11 protein-coding genes are annotated in these 14,576 nt (G+C 61.6%); 5 read left to right on the top strand and 6 right to left on the bottom strand.

Annotated elements, in window-relative coordinates:
• Positions 1-88 precede the first annotated feature (88 nt).
• From J5M72_RS21220 to edd, 6 genes are all read right to left on the bottom strand, one after another.
• Positions 89-1,390: an ABC transporter substrate-binding protein gene (locus J5M72_RS21220; RefSeq protein WP_169431600.1), complete on the bottom strand. Its 1,302-nt coding sequence runs from the start codon at positions 1,388-1,390 to the stop codon at positions 89-91.
• 118 nt (positions 1,391-1,508) lie between these two features.
• The gene (locus J5M72_RS21215; RefSeq protein ID WP_207866989.1) at positions 1,509-2,768 is read right to left on the bottom strand and encodes an AGE family epimerase/isomerase; all 1,260 of its coding nucleotides are present in this window, start codon (positions 2,766-2,768) and stop codon (positions 1,509-1,511) included.
• 104 nt (positions 2,769-2,872) lie between these two features.
• On the bottom strand, positions 2,873-4,300 hold the full coding sequence (locus J5M72_RS21210) for an ATP-binding protein (RefSeq protein WP_169432689.1): 1,428 nt from the start codon (positions 4,298-4,300) through the stop codon (positions 2,873-2,875).
• Between the two features lie 31 nt (positions 4,301-4,331).
• Positions 4,332-5,063 carry a response regulator transcription factor gene (locus J5M72_RS21205; protein WP_207866988.1) on the bottom strand — a complete coding sequence of 244 codons (732 nt, stop codon included), beginning with the start codon at positions 5,061-5,063 and terminating at the stop codon, positions 4,332-4,334.
• 164 nt (positions 5,064-5,227) lie between these two features.
• Positions 5,228-6,181, bottom strand: coding sequence for a glucokinase (locus tag J5M72_RS21200; RefSeq protein WP_207866987.1), 954 nt, complete (start codon positions 6,179-6,181; stop codon positions 5,228-5,230).
• Positions 6,178-8,004, bottom strand: coding sequence for a phosphogluconate dehydratase (gene edd, locus J5M72_RS21195; RefSeq protein ID WP_085606582.1), 1,827 nt, complete (start codon positions 8,002-8,004; stop codon positions 6,178-6,180). Before edd ends, J5M72_RS21200 begins: the two co-directional genes overlap by 4 nt.
• Positions 8,005-8,225: 221 nt before the next feature.
• On the opposite strand from edd, the gene gap reads away from it, so the two are divergent.
• From gap to J5M72_RS21170, 5 genes are all read left to right on the top strand, one after another.
• Complete coding sequence (gap, locus tag J5M72_RS21190; RefSeq protein ID WP_007951174.1) at positions 8,226-9,227, top strand: type I glyceraldehyde-3-phosphate dehydrogenase; 1,002 nt, start codon at positions 8,226-8,228, stop codon at positions 9,225-9,227.
• A gap of 189 nt (positions 9,228-9,416) precedes the next feature.
• Positions 9,417-9,935, top strand: coding sequence for an RNA polymerase sigma factor (locus J5M72_RS21185; protein ID WP_207866986.1), 519 nt, complete (start codon positions 9,417-9,419; stop codon positions 9,933-9,935).
• Between the two features lie 121 nt (positions 9,936-10,056).
• Positions 10,057-11,022: a FecR domain-containing protein gene (locus J5M72_RS21180; protein ID WP_207866985.1), complete on the top strand. Its 966-nt coding sequence runs from the start codon at positions 10,057-10,059 to the stop codon at positions 11,020-11,022.
• 122 nt (positions 11,023-11,144) lie between these two features.
• Positions 11,145-13,730 carry a TonB-dependent receptor gene (locus tag J5M72_RS21175; protein ID WP_207866984.1) on the top strand — a complete coding sequence of 862 codons (2,586 nt, stop codon included), beginning with the start codon at positions 11,145-11,147 and terminating at the stop codon, positions 13,728-13,730.
• A 110-nt stretch (positions 13,731-13,840) separates the two neighbouring features.
• Positions 13,841-14,437 (top strand): biliverdin-producing heme oxygenase, encoded by a 597-nt coding sequence (locus tag J5M72_RS21170; RefSeq protein WP_207866983.1) that lies wholly within the window; start codon positions 13,841-13,843, stop codon positions 14,435-14,437.
• Positions 14,438-14,576 lie beyond the last annotated feature (139 nt).

Genomic DNA, 14,576 nt, shown 5'->3' with positions numbered 1-14,576 from the left:
GATCCAGTAAAAAAGATGAGGGACCGCTGCAAGCTGCAGGCTTCAGGCCGATGCGCGACTTGAAGCCTGCAGCTGCTCTACGCTGGTGTTACTTGGCAGCCTTGATGGCGGTGCCGAGTTTCTTCGCAGCGTCAGCCGGGTCGGCTTTCGGGTCGTTAATGAAGTTGGTCACGACATCAAAGAACGCACCCTGCACCGCCAGCGTGGTCGCCATGTTGTGCGCCATGCTCGGTTGCAGGCCGCCGTTCTTGGCGTCTGCCAGGAAGTCCTTGGCAGCGGTCTGCGCGCAGGAGTCGAAACCGTACTTGCCCATGTCGGCGAGCATGTCGTTACGCACCGGGATCGAGCCCTTGTTGATGCTGAAGACTTTCTGGAAGTTTTCACCCAGCACGACTTTGGCGATGTCCTGCTGACCGGCCGCGGTGCCCGCGTCCTTCTGCTTGAACACGGCCAGCGAGTCGATGTTGTAGGTGAACGCCTTGTCGGTGCCCGGGAAGGCTACGCACTCGTAATCCTTGCCGGCGACTTTCTTGGCGGCGGTCCATTCGGACTTGGCCCAGTCACCCATGATCTGCATGCCGGCCTTGCCGTTGATGACCTTGGCCGCTTCCAGATTCCAGTCCTGGCCTTTGCCGTCCTGGTCCATGTAAGTCGCGACTTTTTTCAGTTCGGTCAGGGCCTTGACCATTTCCGGGCCGGTCAGGGCAGCGTTGTCCAGGTCGACCAGGGCTTTCTTGTAACCATCAACGCCCATCACCGACAGCACGACCGCTTCGAACACGGTGCTGTCCTGCCATGGCTGACCGCCGTGGGCCAGCGGGATGAAGCCCGCCGCTTTCAGCTTGTCGCCGGCGGCGTAGAATTCTGCGAGGGTGGTCGGGGCTTTTTCGATACCGGCTTTCTTGAAGACTTCCGGGTTGATCCACAGCCAGTTCACGCGGTGAATGTTCACCGGCACGGCCACGTAATCACCTTCGAACTTCACGGTGTCGGAGACTTTCTTGTCGAGCAGGCTGTCCCACTTCTCGGACTTGGAAACGTCCTTCAGGACGTCAGTGTCGAGCAGACCGGTCGACGCCCATTCCTGGATGTCCGGGCCTTTGATCTGAGCAACGCCCGGCGGGTTGCCGGCTACCGCACGGCTTTTCAACACGGTCATGGCAGTCGCACCGCCACCGCCGGCGACAGCGCCGTCTTTCCAGGTGAAACCGTCTTTCTCGACTTGTGCCTTGAGCACATCGACGGCAGCTTTTTCGCCACCGGACGTCCACCAATGCACGACTTCCACCGAACCTTTGGATTCGGCAGCGGAAACACTCAGGGGCAGCACAGCGAGCGGGAACAGGGAGGCGACAGAAATGACAGTAGCGAGGCGAGAAATCGCATTCATCTGAGATGTACCTTTCTTGTTGTTATGCATGCAAGTCTGGTGCTTGCGCTGCACACGAGTTTAAACAGAGCGTTTCCCCCCGCAGGTAACGAAGGGACGCGCGAATGTCACCACATGGTTACACAGGAACGCTTCGGGACAGTTGTGCCAGAGCACTGGCCATGCTCGGCGCCAGCGGCAGACGCGGAATCAGCACGGCCTGCCAGGCGTGGTACAGATCCGGTTTGCCCGCCCAGATATCGGCACTTGGACGGTTTTGCGGATCCAGTTCGTGATGCCAGCTGCCGTCGCAGCGGTCGATAAAATGCGTATCGCAAAATTCCCAGAACAGGCGATACCAGCTTTCGTATTGCGCATCGCCGGTGCGTTTGAGCAAGGCACTGGCGGCAGCGCTGGCCTCGGCGTGAGTCCAGTGCAGGCGATGGCGAACCACGGCCTTGTTGTCCCAGTCGAGGGTGTAGACGATGCCCGGCGCACCATCGACGTCCCAGCCATGGCGGCAGTTTTGTTCGAACAGCTTTTGCGCATCAGTGGCCAGCCAGCCGGGGGTGAGCATGCCGGCCTGGACCCGCGCCGCTTCGAGGTGCAGCAGCAGCCGCGCCCACTCGAAACCGTGGCCCGGCGTGGTGCCGTACGGGCGGAAGCCGTCGGCAGGATTGTCATGGTTGTATTCGCGCAACGGTTGCCAGTCGCGGTCGAAATGCTCGATCACCAGGTAATCGTTGGCGGCGGCGTGCCCGTGAATCACCCGCTCGACGATGCGTTGCGCACGCACCAGCCAGCGCGGGTCTTCGGTGACATCGGCCAGCGCAAGGAACGCTTCGGTGGCGTGCATGTTGCTGTTGGCGCCGCGATAGGCTTCTTCTTCGCGCCAGTCGCGGTTGAAGAATTCGCGCATGGCGCCCTCTTCTTCGCTCCAGAAATATGTGTCGATGATGTCGATGGCGTCATCCAGCAACGCCTGCGCGCCGGGGCGTTGCGCGACCACCGCGGAACTGGCTGCGAGGGCCACGAAAGCATGCAGATAAGCGTTCTTGCCGGTATTGCCGTCACGGTGTTCGGCAACAGCGAACCAACCGCCGTGCAGCGCATCGCGCAACGGGCCGCGCAGGGCCGCAATGCCGTGATCGACCAGCTCGGCGAATCCTGGCAGACCCTGAATGTGGGCCATGGCGAAGCTGTGGGTCATGCGCGCAGTGTTCATGGTTTCGGCTTGCGCGCCGGCCTGGAGCTGGCCGCGCTCATCGAGATTGCCAAAGCCTTCGGGCAGTCGCGAAGCCTTGGCAAATGCCAACAGGCGCAGGCCTTCGTCGGCGAGCCATTGCTGGTGGGCAGGAGCATTCAGCCAACTGCTGAAGCCCGGATTGAAGTGATCCATGGGTGGCCTTTTTTGTTGTTATGACTGCGGGCAGTCTAAACAACGGGCCGGGGACGGCTTGTAACGAAGGAGGCGGCTTTTGTCACCAGTCGGTGACATTAAGATCAATCCGCCGAACGCGGCAATTGCAGGGTCACACGCAATCCGCCTTCACGAAGATTCTGCAACGTCACCTCACCGCCATGGCTATGAGCAATGTTGCGGGCGATCCCCAAACCGAGACCGTATCCTTGCTGCTGCCCCGCCAACCGGAAGTGCGGTTCGAACACCTGCTCCAGCCGCTGCTCCGGGACGCCCGGACCTTCATCGTCGACATGCAGCACGAACGCACTCTCGTCATCATCGATATGCAGATGGGCGTTCTGTCCGTACTTCAGCGCATTGTCGATCAAGTTGCCGATGCAGCGCTTGAGCGCCAGTGGCTTGCCCGGATACGGCGCCAGCGCCCGCCCCTGCTGGGTCACGCGGCCATTGCCGTTGGGCGCCAGATACGGCTCCACCAGACAGTCGAGCACATGATTGAGATCCACCGGCTCGATGTTTTCGTGGATATCGGTGTCCTTCACGCATTGCAGCGCGCCTTTGACCAGCAGCTCCAGCTCATCCAGATCGCGGCCGAACTTGGTTTGCAGCTGTTCGTCTTCCAGCAGTTCGACCCGCAGACGCAGACGAGTGATCGGCGTGCGCAGGTCATGGGAAATCGCGCTGAACAACTGACTGCGCTCGGTCAGGTAACGGCTGATGCGCTCGCGCATGGTGTTGAAGGCGCGCCCCACCTCCACCACTTCGCTGCCGCCGCCCTCGGCCACCGGCTCGACGTCGGCGCCCAGCGACAAGTCCCGCGCAGCACGCGCCAGACGCTTGAGCGGCCGGCTCTGCCAGTGCACCAGCAGGCCGATGAACAACAACAGAAAACCGCTGGTGAAGACGATGAACCACACCTGCTGGGTCGGCAGGCCTTGTTCTTCAAGACTGGTGTAGGGCTCGGGCAGCAGCGAGGCGATGTACAGCCACTCACCGGGCGCCAACTGGATCTGGGTCACCAGCACCGGTGGATTCACCGGCTCCAGGGTCAGCGCGTAATGCGCCCAAGAGCGCGGCAGCTCATCGAGTTTCAACCCGGCGTTGAAGATCCGTAAGTCATCGGGGCTGACGAAGGTCACCAGGATGTCGGTGTCCTGGCCCAGCGACTGGCGCAACACTTCATCCACCGCTTTCAACACCGCTGCCTTGCGCGGCGTTACCGGCAGCACTTCCATGCCCAGCGGTTTGTCATTCAGCGTCACCACAAAACGCGTGCCGCCCATGCTGCGCAATTGGTCGAGCACCAGCGGCCGATAAGCCACCGGCAACGAGCGGAAATAACTGACGCTGGCCGTCATCGAATGGGCAAGGCTGCGGGCGCTGGTGACCAGGCCTTCGAGCTGGGTCGCACGCAATTGGGACACCCAGATCACGCTGGACAGCGTCTGGGCGAACAACACCGCGAGCAACGTCAGCAGCAACATCCGGCCGAGCAGCGAACGCGGCATCGGCACTTTGCGCGCGGTGGTGCGCAGGAACTCAGTGACCATTGCCGGCAACCACATTGGCTGCCAGCTGGTAGCCGCTGCCGCGCACGGTGCGGATCAGTCGCGGCGGTTTTTCGGTGTCGCGCAGACGCTGACGCAAGCGGCTGACGGCCATGTCAACGATGCGATCAAGGGGCATCAGGTCGCGGCCACGGGTGGCGTTGCCGATGGTGTCGCGGTCGAGGATTTCCTGAGGGTGATCGAGGAACAGCTTCAACAGGGCGAAGTCGGCGCCGGACAGAATCACTTCCTCGCCGTCGGTGTGAAACAGCCGATGGCTGACCATGTCCAACCGCCATTCATCAAACGCCAGCACTTCACTGCCGCCGCGTTCCTGACCGAATTGGGCGCGGCGCAGCAGGGCCTTGATCCGGGCTTGCAGTTCGCGGGGGCTGAAAGGTTTGCCGAGGTAGTCGTCGGCGCCGAGCTCCAGACCGATGACCCGGTCAGCTTCGTCGGAACTGGCGGTGAGCATGATGATCGGCACCTGGGCCTGACGCGGATGCTGACGCACCCAGCGGCACAGGCTGAAGCCGTCTTCATCGGGCAGCATCACGTCAAGAATCACCAGATCGCTCGGCGCCTCGTTCAGCGCCTGGCGGAAACTGGCGCCGTCGGCCGTGGCCCGTACCTGAAAACCCGCGCGGGTCAGGTAGGTTTCCAGCAACTCGCGTATCTCCTGGTCGTCATCGACCAACAAAATCGACTTGTTGACTGAACTCACTTCGAAGGCATCCTTGTTGTTGGAATTGGGCGGATTATGCCTGATGTGTAGACCGTTCGTTCCCACGCTCTGCGTGGGAATGTATCAAGGGACACTCCGCGTCCAGTGACGCGGAGCGTCACGGGCGGCATTCCCACGCGGACGGTTCGACGTGGGAACGATTTTCAGCCTTCCTGTTCGAGCGCCACGCCGGCACCGACGAGACCGGAATACGGCGCCGTCACCAGCCACACCGGAATCCCCTTGAAGTAATCGCTCATGCAGCCCTTGTCGGCAAAGCTGCGGGCGAAACCGCTTTCGAGGAAGAAATCGGCAAAGCGCGGGATCACGCCGCCAACGATATAAACCCCACCGCGACCGCCAGTGGTCAGCACGTTGTTGCCGGCCACGCGACCGAGCCAGCAGCAAAACTGCTCCAGCACTTCCAGGGCAATCGGGTCGCCTGCGAGGCCCGCCGCAGTGATCGCTTCCGGTGTATCCAGCTTGGGTTCATGGCCATCCACGGCGCAGATCGCTCGGTACACCCGAGGCAAGCCACCGCCGCTCAATGCGGTTTCCGCACTGACGTGGCCGATTTCGTTATGGATGTGCTGCCACAATTGGGTTTCACGCACACTGCCCAGCGGCAGATCGACATGCCCCCCCTCCCCCGGCAACGCAGCAAACCGGCCTTCGCCCAGATCGAGCAACGTGCCGACGCCCAGGCCTGTGCCCGGGCCGATCACCACCGCCGGACGCAACGGCTCAGGCGCACCTTCACAGACCACGCGGAATTCACCGGGCTGCAAACGGGTCATGCCCAGCGCCATGGCGGAGAAGTCGTTGATCAACAACAACTGCTCGACCTGCAACGCCTGGCAGAACGCCTTGCGACTCAGGCGCCAGTGGTTGTTGGTGAACTTGAATTCGTCGCCACTGACAGGACCTGCCACCGACAGGCACACCGAACCGATGGCGCCCGGCGCCAGGCCGAGCCCGCTCAGGTAGAGGCTGATCGCCTCTTCCGGGCAGGCATGGTCGGCCGTGGCCAGCACCTGCACCGATTCGAGCTGCTGATCTTTCCACAACGCGAACCGCGCGTTGGTGCCTCCGATATCACCGACCAAAGCCAGTTTCAATTAAGCGTCTCCAGGGCAGAAGTGAAGGCGCTGGCGCCCTGCTCCGCCGAGCTGAAGGCCAAACGCATGAAGCCAAACAGTTCGCGCCCGCTGCCGATGTTGTTGCCCAACAGGCCTTTGGCGGGTTCGCGCGCTGCGAATTCGGCGGCGTCGACCTTGAGTTCCAAAGTGCCTTTGACGCCATCGACGCGGATGATATCGCCCTCTTGCACGCGCGCCAAAGCACCGCCCACATAAGCTTCCGGGCTGACGTGAATGGCCGCCGGGATTTTCCCCGAGGCGCCGGACATGCGCCCGTCCGTCACCAGTGCAACTTTGAAGCCGCGGTCCTGCAGCACGCCGAGGAACGGCGTCATCTTGTGCAGTTCCGGCATGCCGTTGGAGCGCGGGCCCTGGAAGCGCATCACCGCAACGAAATCCTTCTCCAGCAAACCGGCCTTGAAGGCGTCGGCCAGGTCCTGTTGATCCTGGAACACCATGGCCGGTGCTTCGACGATCTGGTTTTCCAGTGCCACGGCGGACACCTTCATCACGCCACGACCGAGGTTGCCTTCCATCACCCGCAATCCGCCCTCTGCCGAGAACGCACGAGCCACCGGACGCAGGATGTTTTCGTCGAGGCTGTCGGTCGGGCCTTCGCGCCACACCAGTTTGCCGTTATCCAGGAAAGGTTCCTTGGTGTACTGGCTCAAGCCGTGGCCGAGCACGGTGTTGACGTCTTCGTGCAGCAGGCCGGCTTCGAGCAGTTCGCGGATCAGGAACGACATGCCGCCCGCCGCCTGGAAGTGGTTGATGTCAGCCTTGCCGTTCGGATAAACGTGGCTCAGGGTCGGCACGACTTCGGAGAGGTCGGCCATGTCCTGCCAGGTCAGTTGAATGCCCGCCGCCATGGCGATGGCCGGCATGTGCAGGGTGTGGTTGGTCGAGCCGCCGGTGGCATGCAGCGCGACGATCGAGTTGACCAGCGCCTTCTCGTCGACGATTTCGCCAATCGGCATGAAGTTGCCATTCTGCTTGGTCAGGCGCGTGACCTGATGCGCGGCTTCGCGGGTCAGGGCGTCACGCAGCGGCGTGTTCGGGTTGACGAAAGAGGCGCCCGGCAAGTGCAGGCCCATGACTTCCATCAGCAACTGGTTGGTGTTGGCGGTGCCATAGAACGTGCAGGTGCCCGGGCTGTGGTAGGACTTCATTTCCGATTCCAGCAGCTCTTCGCGGGTCGCCTTGCCTTCGGCGTACTTCTGCCGCACGTCGGCTTTTTCCTTGTTGGAAATCCCCGAGACCATCGGCCCGCCCGGCACGAAAATCGTCGGCAGGTGACCGAAACGCAGCGACCCCATCATCAGGCCAGGCACGATCTTGTCGCAGATGCCGAGCATCAGCGCGCCGTCGAACATGTTGTGCGACAGCGCCACCGCCGTCGACATCGCGATCACTTCGCGGCTCGGCAGGCTCAGCTCCATGCCCGGCTCGCCCTGGGTCACGCCGTCGCACATGGCAGGCGTACCGCCGGCGAACTGGCCGACCGAGCCGATTTCGCGCAGGGCGTTCTTGATCTGTTCAGGGAAGACTTCGTACGGCTGGTGCGCCGAGAGCATGTCGTTATATGACGAAACAATGGCGATGTTCGCCGAGTTCATCATCCGCAGGCTGTGCTTGTCTTCGCTGCCGCATCCGGCCACCCCGTGGGCGAAGTTTGCGCATTGCAGCTTGCCGCGCATCGGCCCGTCGGTTGCAGCGCCGCGAATCAGCGCAAGGTAAGCCTGACGCGTGGCGCGGCTGCGGGCGATAAGCCGTTCGGTGACCTCAAGAACGCGGGGATGCATGTGTAGAACTCCAGGCTAACGGATGTGGCGACCTGATTGTCTATGCTGACCAAAGCGCCCGCACGTGTGGGATGACGGGCGGTTTCCTTGACCATTCGGACCAGTTGATTCAGGTCACTCGTTGTAGATAAAACAAAATATTGCCACTAAAAAGGCTTGTTTTCTATTTTTATGCGAATAATCTTGTAATTCCAACAACAAAACGACGGCGGCGCTGTTCAATGACTCTTCGAATCGCAATCAATGGTTTTGGCCGCATCGGCCGTAATGTCCTGCGCGCACTGTATACCCAAGGCTATCGTCAGGATTTGCAGATCGTTGCCATCAACGATCTGGGCGACAGCGCGATCAATGCGCATCTGCTCAAGTACGACACCGTTCATGGCACGTTCGACGCCGAAGTTGCCCATGACAACGAGAGCCTGACCGTCAACGGCGACCGCATTTCGGTCAGCGCCATCCGCAACCCGGCCGACCTGCCATGGGCCGCGGAAAAGATCGATGTGGTGTTCGAATGCACCGGTCTGTTCACCGACCGGGCCAAAGCCGCCGCGCATATTACCGCCGGCGCACGCAAAGTGATCATCTCGGCCCCGGCCAAAGGCGCCGATGCCACCGTCGTTTACGGCGTGAACCACGACATTCTGCGCCAGTCGCACCAGATCATTTCCAACGCCTCGTGCACCACCAACTGCCTGGCCCCGGTGGCCCAGGTGCTGCACCGCGAACTGGGCATCGAAAGCGGTCTGATGACCACCATCCACGCCTACACCAACGACCAGAACCTGACCGACGTCTACCACACCGACCCGTACCGCGCCCGCTCCGCCACCCAGAACATGATCCCGAGCAAGACCGGCGCCGCCGAAGCCGTGGGCCTGGTGCTGCCGGAACTGGCGGGCAAGCTGACCGGCATGGCCGTGCGCGTGCCGGTGATCAATGTGTCGCTGGTGGACCTGACCGTACAGCTGAAGCGCGAAGCCTCGGCCGATGAAGTGAACGCGCTGATGAAAGCTGCGAGCCAGCATTCGAAGATCCTCGGCTACAACACCCTGCCGCTGGTATCGAGCGACTTCAACCACAACCCGCTGTCGTCGATCTTCGATGCCAACCACACCAAATCCAGCGGCAAACTGCTGAAAGTGCTGGCCTGGTACGACAACGAGTGGGGCTTCTCCAACCGCATGCTCGATAACTGCCTGGCGCTGTGCAACGCGGAATAAAACGCCTACCCCCTGTGGGAGCGGGCTTGCTCGCGAATGCGATGGGTCAGTCGACATATTTATTGCCTGACACGACACTTTCGCGAGCAAGCCCGCTCCCACAGAGTTGATTTCAATCTGAAATCAACACTTGACCACTCGAGCGGATGATAAGCATTATCATTCGCTCGAAATGGATCAGGTCTTCCCGTGAGTCAATCACACTTCAACCACGTCTTCCTCGCCCAGCGCACGTCGCTGCTGCGGACCCTGGAACGGATGGTCAATAACCCCAGCACCGCCGAAGACCTGTTGCAGGAAACCTACCTGCGCGTCACCCGGGCGCTGAGCGAACGGGCCATCGATCACCTTGAACCCTTTGTCTTCCAGACCGCGCGCAACCTGGCGCTGGACCATTTGCGTGCGCGCAAGATTCACTCACGCACCATGGTCGACGACGTGCCGCAGGACGTGGTGCACAGCGTCGCCGCCCCCACCAGCAGCGCCGAAGACGCCGCCCACGCCGAACAATTGCTGGAGCGCCTGAACGTGAGCCTCGCTGAACTCAGCCCCCGCCAACAGCAAATCTTCATCCTCAGCCGCCTGCACGGGCACAGTTATCAGGAAATCGCCGAAGAACTGAGCGTGTCCCTCAGCACGGTGCAGAAAGAACTCAAACTGATCATGACCATTTGCATCGGTGTCGCCGAACGCTTGAATGGCGACTGATGCTGTAGGTTTTTTGTAAGGGCCAGGATCGACTGCACTGATCATCGGGCTTTGTTACCCTTGCCCGACGTTTACGCTTCACTAAAAAACAGCCGTGCACAGACACTGCCGAGGAAACACCGTGACGGACATCCACCGCTCCCCTTCGCCTTCATCGGCGCAGGACGCCGCCAGCGCAATGGACCAGGCTCTGGACTGGCTCATCGTGCTCGGCAGTCCGGACGAGGAGCAGACCCGGCAATTCCATGCCTGGCTGGCGGCCGATCCGTTGAACGCCGAGGCGTTCGCCAAGGCCCAGGCAATCTGGGACGGCCCGCAGATCGTCCAGTGCGCGCAGAACCTTGCGGCCAAACCGAAGAAAGTCAGCATCCTCACTCGTTTGCGTCCGCACTGGAAACCACTGGCCACTGCCGCGGTGCTGCTGCTCGGCCTGTTCAACTTCAGCAACCTGCCGATGCGTTTGCAGGCCGATCACCTGACCGTGGTCGGCGAGCGTCAGCGCTTGCAGCTCGAGGACGGTTCGAAAGTCCTGCTCAACACCAATTCCGCGTTCTCCAGCACGATCAACGATCGGCAGCGAGTTGCGCGCCTGTATCAGGGCGAAGCGTTTTTCGAGATTCCGGCCAGCCGCAACCAGCCACTGGAAATCGACGCCGGCCCGGTGAAAGCCAGCGTACGCGATACCGCATTCGCCGTACGTTATCTGGACGGCGTGGCGCAGGTGCGGGTGCAGCGTGGCGATGTCGATCTGCGGGCGACCCGTGACGATGCACGGGTGCGGCTGTCCGCCGGGGAAAGCATCCGCATCGGTCCCAACGGTTTCGACCGCCCGGCCAAGGTCGACGCCGCCACCGATCTGGCCTGGGTGCAAGGTCGGCTGATCTTCGAGAACTGCCCGCTGAATCAGGTGCTGGCCGAACTGCGCCGCTACTATCCGGGCTTCATCATCAACACCAACGAACAGTTGGCCGATGTTGCCGTCACCGGCAATTACCGTCTCGACCAGCCGCTGGACGTGGTGCGTTCGCTCGCTCACATCACCTCGGCCAAGCTTCGGGAATTCCCGGCGCTGGTGATCCTGAACTAAATGAGAATTATTTTTACTCGATAGCCAAAGCTCTTTCGTCTCGTTATAGCCAATGCAATTGATTCGCATCTCGCGAGATCAATCAGCACCTATAAAGATTCGTGCGACACGGAGCGCTATCGATGTCCTCACGCCTTACCCGCCAGACTTCTTCCCCTTCCCGCGTGCTGTCGCTGCTGACCGCCGCCATCCTGATGGCCGGCACCGCGCCGCTGATGGCCGCCCCCGAACAACCGGCGCGCAACATGGGCGATTACTCGTTCGCCATCGGCCAGCAGCCGCTGGTGTCGGCGCTCAACGCGTTCACCGCTGTCACGGGCTGGCAGGTCGGTTTGCCGGCGGAACTGGGTCAAGACGTGTCGTCGCCGGGCGTGCGCGGTTCGCTGCCACCGGAAAAAGCCCTGGAGCGCCTGTTGGTGGGGACCAACCTGAGCTTCCGCAAACTGAGCAACAGCAACGTCGTGCTGGAAAAGCGCGCCAGCAGCGGCGCACTTAACCTCGATCAAGTGACCATCAGCGCCACCCGTCAGGAACAGTCGGTGAACAGCGTGCCCAGCACCGTCACCGTGCACACCCGCGAAGAACTCGACCGCAACAACGTCAACACCATCAAGGATCTGGTGCGCTACGAGCCGGGCGTGTCCGTCGGCGGCGCCGGCCAGCGCGGCGGGATCAGCGGCTACAACATTCGCGGCATCGACGGTGATCGCATCCTGACTCAGGTCGACGGCGTCGAAGTGCCGGACGGTTTCTTCAATGGCCCGTACGCCAAGACCCAGCGCAATTACGTTGACCCTGAAATCGTCAAACGTGTCGAAATCCTTCGCGGCCCGGCCTCGGTGCTGTACGGCAGCAACGCCATCGGCGGCGCCGTCAGCTACTACACCCTCGACCCGGACGACATCATCAAGCCCGGCAAAGACGTCGGCGCCCGCCTGAAAACCGGCTACAGCTCCGCCGACGAGAGCTGGCTGAAATCCGCCACCGTCGCCGGTCGCGCCGAGCAGTTCGACGGTTTGCTGCATTACAGCCAGCGCGACGGTCATGAAACCGATTCCTACGGCAGCAACAACGGCACGGGCCTGGAGCGCACCGCCGCCAACCCGGAGGACGTGAAAGCGACCAACGTGCTGGCCAAGCTCGGCTGGAACTACAACGAAGGTTCGCGCCTGGGCCTGACCTACGAAAAGTACAAGGATGATCGCGACACCGATCAGAAAAGCGCTTACGGCGGCCCGTACTTCAACGGTGCCCCGACCATTCCGAACAGCGTGCTGCCCGGCGGCATGTACCAGTGGCGCACCGGCAACGACACCATCACCCGCGAGCGCTTCGGCCTGGAGCACAGCTTCGAGTTGAACAGCCTGCTGGCGGACAACGTGAAGTGGAGCCTCAACCACCAGACCGCCAAGACTGACCAGAGCACCGACGAGTTCTACTACCCGATGACCCGTAAAGTGCTGCGCACCCGCGACACGATCTACGAGGAAAAACAGTGGGTGTTCGATGCGCAACTGGACAAGGCCTTCGCCATCGGTGACACCGATCACGTGCTGACCTACGGCACCACGATCAAACAGCAGAAGGTCACCGGCTCGCGCAGCGGCGACGGCAAGTGCCTGGCAATCGGTCGCGGCTGCACCGCCATCGGCGCTACCAGTGCGGCCGACGTGCTGAAGAAGTCCAGCGACTTCCCGGACCCGACCATCAATACCTACAGCCTGTTCGCCCAGGATCAGATCAGCTGGAACAAATGGACCTTCCTGCCGGGCCTGCGCTACGACTACACCCAGCTCAAGCCGCACATCACCCAGGAGTTCCTCAACACCGTGGCCGCCGACGGCAACGGTACGGTCAGCGATGAGAACAAGACCTGGCATAAAGTCTCGCCGAAATTCGGCCTGACCTACGCCCTGACCGACAACTACACCTGGTACGGCCAGTACGCCGAAGGCTTCCGCACCCCGACCGCAAAAGCGCTGTACGGCCGCTTCGAGAACAGCACCACCGGCTACAACGTGGCGCCGAACCCGGACCTGGAACCGGAAAAAAGCAAAAGCTATGAAACCGGTCTGCGCGGCAACTTCGAGCAAGGCTCGTTCGACGTGGCGGTGTTCTATAACCAATACCGCGATTTCATCAACGAAGACGCCGTCACCCCGGGATATAGCGAGCTGACGTTCCAGTCCAGCAACATCAAGCACGCCACCATCAAGGGTGCTGAAGTCAAAGGTCGCCTGAACCTGGATTCCTTCGGCGCACCGCAAGGCCTGTACACCCAGGGTTCGATTGCCTATGCCTACGGTCGCAACAACGACAACGGCGAGCCGTTGAACAGCGTCAACCCGCTGACCGGCGTGTTCGGCCTCGGTTACGACCAGGACAACTACGGCGGCTTGCTGAGCTGGACCGTGGTCAAGAAGAAGGATCGCGTCGACGACAGCAACTTCAAGTCGCCGGACGGCGTCAGCAGCCAGTTCAAGACTCCGGGCTTCGGCATTCTCGATCTGACCGGCTATTACAAAGTCACCGACGACGTCACCGTCAGCGGCGGTCTCTACAACCTGACCGACAAGAAGTACTGGCTGTGGGATGACGTGCGCGGTTACGACAGCGTCGGCGAAGCCTCGGTGACACAACCGGCGAACCTCGATCGCCTGACCCAGCCGGGTCGCAACTTCGCGATCAATCTGGTCTGGGATATCTGATCCGGATGACCTCACGGCGCGTGTGCATTGCCGCGCCGTGAGTTTTTTTACTGTCCGGCGCTTGCCCGTACGTCTCGTTATCAAGCGCCTCTTCTTTTCAAGGACATCTCATGAGCACCCCGGAAAAAGCCCTGCGTTCGCAACGTCTGAACCAGATCACCCACGAGCCGCACAGCAAGCTCGATGCGCTGGTCAAGGCTCACGCGCCGTTCGAGACCCGCGCCAATTTCGCCCGCTTCGTGGTCGCGCAGTACCTGTTCCAGTCGGAACTGGTGTCGCTGTACAACGATGCCGAACTCACCGCCATCGTCCTTGACCTGCCGGCCCGCTGCCGCGCCGAAGCGGCCAGGGCCGATCTCGCGGATCTGGACACCGAAGTGCCTGCACCCGTCGCCGGTGCGGTGAAAAATCCGAGCAAGGCCCGCGCCCTGGGCTGGATTTTCGTGTCGGAGGGTTCCAAGCTCGGCGCCGCGTTTCTGATCAAACGCGCTGTCGCGCTGGACCTGAGCGAAACCTTCGGCGCCCGTCACCTGGGCGAACCTGAAGGCGGTCGTGCCGAAGGCTGGAAGCGTTTTGTGCGCACCCTCGATTCGCTGCAATTCAGCGCTGAAGAGGAAGCCGAAGTGGAGCAAGGCGCGATTGATGCGTTTAACCGCTTCACGGTGCTGCTGGAACAGGCTTACTCGACTGAAGCCGAACCGGCCTGATCCCAGCCACACCGTAAACCCTGTGGGAGCTGGCTTGCCAGCGATGACGGCGTGTCAGACAACATCCCTGTCGACTGACCGGACGCTATCGCTGGCAAGCCAGCTCCCACAAGGAATTGCGTAAGTCTGTAAGATTCCC

Origin of the sequence: Pseudomonas sp. 58(2021) (genome assembly GCF_017491585.1) — a bacterium.
Lineage (GTDB): Bacteria > Pseudomonadota > Gammaproteobacteria > Pseudomonadales > Pseudomonadaceae > Aquipseudomonas > Aquipseudomonas fluorescens_BT.
This window is presented reverse-complemented; position numbering and strand designations above follow the sequence as displayed.